This is a genomic window from Enterococcus casseliflavus NBRC 100478, assembly GCF_001544095.1.
GTDB lineage: Bacteria > Bacillota > Bacilli > Lactobacillales > Enterococcaceae > Enterococcus_D > Enterococcus_D casseliflavus.
The window spans coordinates 79,178-85,177 of sequence record NZ_BCPT01000014.1 but is presented as its reverse complement, the minus strand read 5'-3'; the positions used below and the strand labels follow the sequence as shown (position 1 = coordinate 85,177).

Sequence of the window (6,000 nt, the reverse complement as noted above, 5' to 3'; positions counted from 1 at the left end):
TTTTTTTGTATAGGAAAGGCCTGTAAAAAAACAGATCAAAGGATATGAGTGGTGTGTTTTTCGCCATCATGGTAAAGTTAAAGAAAGTTTAACAATAAGCGAAAAAAAACAAAAAGTAAAGGGGTTTCATTTTGACAAAAACGTCCATTTGTCAAAAGGACTTTTCTTGGTCGATCCTAGCCGTTGGCGGCAGGGGAAAAACATGGTAAATTATCCTTCGACGAAGAACTAGTGGGGGAAGAAAAAATGAATAAACTAAAGAATGTTTTCTATTTATATAAACTGGACTGGAAACGAATTTTCAGCAATCCAATCTCTGCATTTTTGATCATTGCCTTAATGATTTTACCCTCGCTTTATGCGTGGTTCAATATCAAAGCCCTCTGGGACCCATACGGCAACACCAGTGAATTGCCGATCGCCGTTTACAGTGCGGATAAAGGGGCAGAATTTCAAGACAAGCACATCGATATCGGTGATGAAGTCATCGATACCCTCCATAAAAACAAGCAGTTGGGCTGGCGTTTCTTGGATTCAAAAGAGGACTTAGTAGAAGGGGTCAAGTCAGGAAAATATTACGCGGGTATTTATCTGCCAGCGGATTTTTCAGATGATCTGATCAGCTTTACCAGCGGGAAAATCGAAAAACCGACCATCGAGTATTATAGCAACCAAAAAATCAACGCTATCGCACCAAAAATCACCGATAAAGGAGCCAGCAGCCTTCAAGAAGAGATCTCACAAAACTTTATTGAAACCGCCAGCTCCACGTTGATAAAAGTCTTCAATGAAATCGGCTATGACATTGATTCCAACTTAGTCAGCATCAACAAAGTCAAATCGATGATCTTAGACACCGATGACAATTTGGCTACGATCGATGGCTATACGAAAGAGATCGTCACCTTGCACGATAAGTTTCCAGAAATCAAAGAAAAGATCGCAAAAGCCGAAGAATTCACCGATTATATCCCACAAGTCGATGCCATGGGGGAAAAACTGATCGGCTTAAACGATAAGCTGCCTGCATTGAAGAAAGAAGCCAGCATCATTTTGACCTTGCAAGAAAAGATCCCAGAGATCCAAAATGCTGGCAAGCAATTGAAGATGATCGACGATGATTTCGATGACATTGCCAGCACTATGACGGATGGCATCGACACCGCCAAGCAAGGACTGCAAGTCATTGAACAAGTGCAAGCCGCTTTACCACAGATCGAACAACTAGGCGACCAAGCCGCCAGCTTCGCCACCGCGACCAAAGATGGGGCGCAACAATTGCAAGATGCCCTGCCAAGTATTTCTAGCAGTGTGAAGGTGACGATTGAGTCGATCAGTCAAGTGGCAACAACCACTGCTGGTCTAACAAGTACGATTCGCCAAGCGCTGGCTGACAATGAACTAACGGATGAAGAGCGTCAAGCAATCAGTGCAACGATCACTGATTTTCAAAAGAACATCCAACAACAACAAGCAGCCTTGGATTCGTTGATTGCCTTTTTAACCAATATTCAGAATTCTGGTAGTAACGCCGACCTAGAAGGCATCATTGCACAACTAAGCAATGCCAAAACAACGTTAGGTGTTTTATCTGACCGCCTATCGCAATTGAATAACCTTGTTCAAAATGGGTCTGTTGATGAAATTACAGCGTATCTCGATCAAGTTACCGCAGCTGCTCAAAACGTTGCCAATCTCATGAACAGCATCAATGTTGATTCAATCACCACCACCATCAACGACATCCTAACCAAACTAATCGAAACCATCACCACCGCCGAAGATGTCTTGAAAAAAGCCCAAGAGATCGATTTTGACTCGTTGCTGTCTTCCACCAAATCAGTGGTCAGCAATGCCGTGACGATTTTGGAAAAATACCAAAAAGAATTGCCTGCCATCAAGCAAGAATTGCACGATGCCAATACGATGCTGAATGGTCACATGGATGAAATCGTCAATGCCATCAACAAAGGAACCGACCTGTACAACAACGAATTGCCAGTGGTCGAAGAAAAATTAGGGCTGGCCGTAAACTTCTTGCAAAACGATTGGCCAACTATCAAATCAGAAATCAGCTCTACGATGGCAATGGTGGATGAAAAACTGCCAGAAGTTGAAAAAGCCTTGGATGCGGCTGTCGATTTGATCAATAACGATTGGCCAAGTATCAAAGCAGGCATCCACAAAGCCGCTGATGCGATCCGAGCAGGCGAAAATGAAGTCGATCTTGGGGAAGTCATCAAATTATTGAAACTTGATGCCACCGATGAAGCCGACTTCTTCAAACAACCAGTGGAATTAAAAAGCAATGAAATCTATCCAATCGCCAACAATGGTTCAGCTAGCACCCCGTTTTATACCGCATTGTGTTTGTGGGTAGGGGCATTATTGTTGTCAAGTGTCGCTACAACGGAGTATCATTTAGAGAAGAAAGACAAAAAACGCTTTACCCAACGTGAAACCTTTGTGGCACGAATGCTGACGTTCTTGACGATGGCAGTCGCCCAAAGTTTGATCGTGACCCTAGGAAATATGTTTTTATTAGGCGTTGATGTCCACAATCCAGTGTACAGTGTCTTCTTCGCATTACTCGTCGGACTCGCCTTTATGATGATCGTTTACGTACTGGCAGGACTGTTCGGCAACCTCGGGAAAGGGATCGCCATCATCATTTTGGTTCTCTCCATCTCAGGTGGGGGAGGAAACTACCCGATCCAAGTTTCTGGGAAGTTCTTCCAATTCATTAATCCGCTGCTGCCATTTACCCATGCAGTCAATCTGTTAAGAGAATCAGCTGGCGGGATCTATTGGCCAAATGCCGTGCCACAATTGGTTATTTTAACGATTTTGTTCCTGGTCTTTGGGATCGTCGGTACCTACGCGTATCCTTATCTAGTCAACTCTACGAAGAAATTAAGCGACATTTCCAAAGAAAGTCATTTCTTCCACTAACATCGAAAAGCAGAAAGAGCATTTGTTCTTTCTGCTTTTGTGCCATCACGTGAAATTTCTAATAATCAAAAGAGGGAAAAAGGGTCGTTTTTTCATCTGATTTTCATTGACTTTTCGCGGTTACAAGAGTAGCATACAGTCTTGATAATTCAATATTTGTGAGGATATCGTTACAAGTTTAACGAAGGATTTTTTCATGAAAAGGAGTGTAGAAAAAGTGGAGTATTTGAAACGTTTGTTGGTCGGACGTCCATTGAAATCCGCAGAGAATGATGAACAAAAACTGAGCCGGACGGCGGCCCTTGCGTTGCTATCTTCTGATGCTTTGTCTTCGATTGCTTATGGGACAGAGCAGATCGTTGTCGTATTAGTGGCACTTTCCGCTGCTGCTATCTGGTATTCATTACCGATCGCTGCTTTTGTTATTATTCTTTTGATTTCATTGACCTTGTCTTACCGTCAGATCATTCATGCATACCCTCACGGTGGTGGGGCGTATGTAGTAAGTAGTGAAAATTTAGGGAAAAATGCGGGCCTGATTGCCGGCGGCTCACTGTTGATCGATTATATGCTGACAGTAGCAGTATCCGTCTCAGCAGGGGCGGAAGCCATCACTTCTGCTGTGCCAGCGTTGTTCGGCCATCAAGTGGCGATTTCTGTCGTGATCGTGCTCTTGATCATGATGATGAATCTGCGAGGGCTGCGAGAATCAGCTAGCTTCTTAATGATTCCTGTCTACACCTTTATCGCAGTGATCACAGTCTTGATCGTGGTCGGCTTGTACAATATCATAACGGGTGCGCAACCGTTGAATGCAACCGCACTGCCAGGAGCTGTCGTACCTGGGGTATCCGTAGCCTTGATCTTACGGGCTTTCTCATCAGGTTCCTCTTCTTTGACGGGGGTCGAAGCGATCAGTAACGCGGTGCCATTTTTCAAAAAACCACGGGCGAAAAATGCAGCTGCGACCTTGACGATCATGGCTGCGATCTTAGGGTTCTTCTTCGTCGGTATCACTTTTATCAACTATTGGTACGGTATCGTACCAGAAGCAGAAGTGACCGTCCTATCTCAAATCGGCTCTGCTGTTTTTGGTCATGGGTTTATGTACTACGTTTTGCAATTTGCCACAGCGCTGATTTTAGCAGTTGCCGCAAATACTGGATTTTCCGCCTTCCCCGTGTTGGCGTATAACTTAGCCAAAGACAAATATATGCCACACATGTATCAAGACCGTGGGGATCGTCTCGGCTACTCAAACGGGATCATCACCTTAGCTGCTGGTTCCATCGTCCTATTGTTTATCTTCCAAGGATCGACCGAGCGTTTGATTCCGTTGTATTCCATCGGGGTATTCATTCCTTTTGCACTATCCCAAAGCGGAATGGTCGTCAAATGGAAAAAAGAAGGCAAAGGCTGGTTCTTTAAATCGATCGCCAACATCATTGGGGCTTTGATTTCTTTTGCGATCATTGCCATCTTGTTCGTGTATCGCTTAGGCGATATTTGGCCATTCTTCATTATCATGCCGATCCTCTTGTATATCTTTTACAAGATCCATGATCATTATAAAAAAGTCGCAGAACAGCTGCGATTGGAAAAACAAGAAGCACTGCATGTTTATGAAGGAAATACCGTGATCGTTCTCGTCGGAAATGTTACCCGAGTAAATATCGGCGCATTGAACTATGCCCAATCGATTGGTGATTATGTCGTGGCGATGCACGTCTCGTTGGATGAAGATGTGAAGAAAGAAAAAGAGATCGAACAAGAATTTAAGCAAAAATTCCCAGACGTGCGTTTCTCCGTCGTTCATTCTTCGTATCGTTCGATTGAAAATCCCATCTTGCGTTATGTGGATCTAGTCAGCCGCAATGCAGCCAAACACAATTACACAACGACCGTCATCATTCCACAGTTTGTCCCAAGACGTCGCTGGCAAAATATTTTGCACAACCAAACAAGCCTGCGCTTGCGTTTCAGACTCTCTTGGCGTGAGAACATCATTGTAAGTACGTACAGTTACCATTTGAAGAAATAACAAAAACGCTAGTTTAGCGACCTGATTCCCAAAAGAAATGTTTGGGGCAGCCGCTAAGACTAGCGTTTTTTTTTAGCTATAAAACATTTTCAGTTTGATATCCTGATCGTAATTCCCAAACCCCTTGCCAAAGAGGGTACAACCGCCGACATGCTCGGCATCTTCTTTGACTTCCACTTTTAAGTGCCACGTATCTTCGTAGGCAGGTATATCCTTGATCGTAATGTCGGAAAGAGGAACACCTTCCATGTAGGTTCCGTGATCCATGATGCGGATCGTCTTCAATAACCCGTACTGATTGAGATTGTCTGGATACCAATCCGGTGTATACTTGCCGCGAATATCTGCAAAATCCCCTGGGCTAGTCCATGTACCAAGCTCCACACCATTTAAGCTGAAGGTGATGTCTGACGGCCAGTTGTTATTGGAAAAAGGAAATTCAGACGAAACTTCCATTGAAATCTCCATCATTTCAAGTTTTTCTTCTCTTGCTAAGAAGTTTGGCGATTGGTATTCAACAAATCCTTTCGTAAACCACAAGATGCGGGCATCCATTCGTCGGGGATCCATGAAAAACTTCGGTTCATCCACCATTCCCACAAAATCAGCTGAAGTAGCAAGCCCGCACGTTGGTTCTACCGAATAATTTGTATAATGACCGATCGGTATCGCCGTTTCTTTCGTATCAAAGGCATTAAAGATTTTCTCAGGAAAGTTGATATCGATATGATCCACTCTCAAACTGGAAATCTTTTTTTGTCCCACACGCTCTGTTTTGATGATTTTGGCTTCTTCTAATTTTTTGATGTGCATCGTAATGATAGCGCTGCTTAAGCCCAACTCCTGTGCCAACTCTTTGACATTCATCTTGTTTTTAGCCAGCAATTGAATGATTTTGATTCGCACGTTACTGGCAAGTGCCTCATAGACAGGCAATGCTTCTTGATTGATTTCTAATTGCATCGTGTCACCTCCGCTTAAACTGTTTGATTTACTTGAATGTTAAC

The 6,000-nt window shown here is 43.6% G+C and carries 3 protein-coding genes; 2 read left to right on the top strand and 1 reads right to left on the bottom strand.

The window, feature by feature from the left end:
* Positions 1-246 precede the first annotated feature (246 nt).
* Positions 247-2,952: a YhgE/Pip domain-containing protein gene (locus ECA1_RS12510; RefSeq protein ID WP_060792636.1), complete on the top strand. Its 2,706-nt coding sequence runs from the start codon at positions 247-249 to the stop codon at positions 2,950-2,952.
* Between the two features lie 217 nt (positions 2,953-3,169).
* On the top strand, positions 3,170-4,993 hold the full coding sequence (gene kimA, locus ECA1_RS12505; protein WP_060792634.1) for a potassium transporter KimA: 1,824 nt from the start codon (positions 3,170-3,172) through the stop codon (positions 4,991-4,993).
* A 72-nt stretch (positions 4,994-5,065) separates the two neighbouring features.
* Here the strand turns inward: kimA and ECA1_RS12500 are convergent, their stop codons facing one another.
* Entirely contained in the window at positions 5,066-5,956 is an 891-nt protein-coding gene (locus ECA1_RS12500) for an ArsR/SmtB family transcription factor (RefSeq protein WP_005227282.1), read from the bottom strand.
* Positions 5,957-6,000 lie beyond the last annotated feature (44 nt).

Coding starts and splice junctions, on each gene's coding strand:
- ECA1_RS12500 (WP_005227282.1), bottom strand. CDS start 5,956: ATGCAATTAGAAATCAATCAAGAAGCATTGCCTGTCTATGAGGCACTT.
- ECA1_RS12510 (WP_060792636.1), top strand. CDS start 247: ATGAATAAACTAAAGAATGTTTTCTATTTATATAAACTGGACTGGAAA.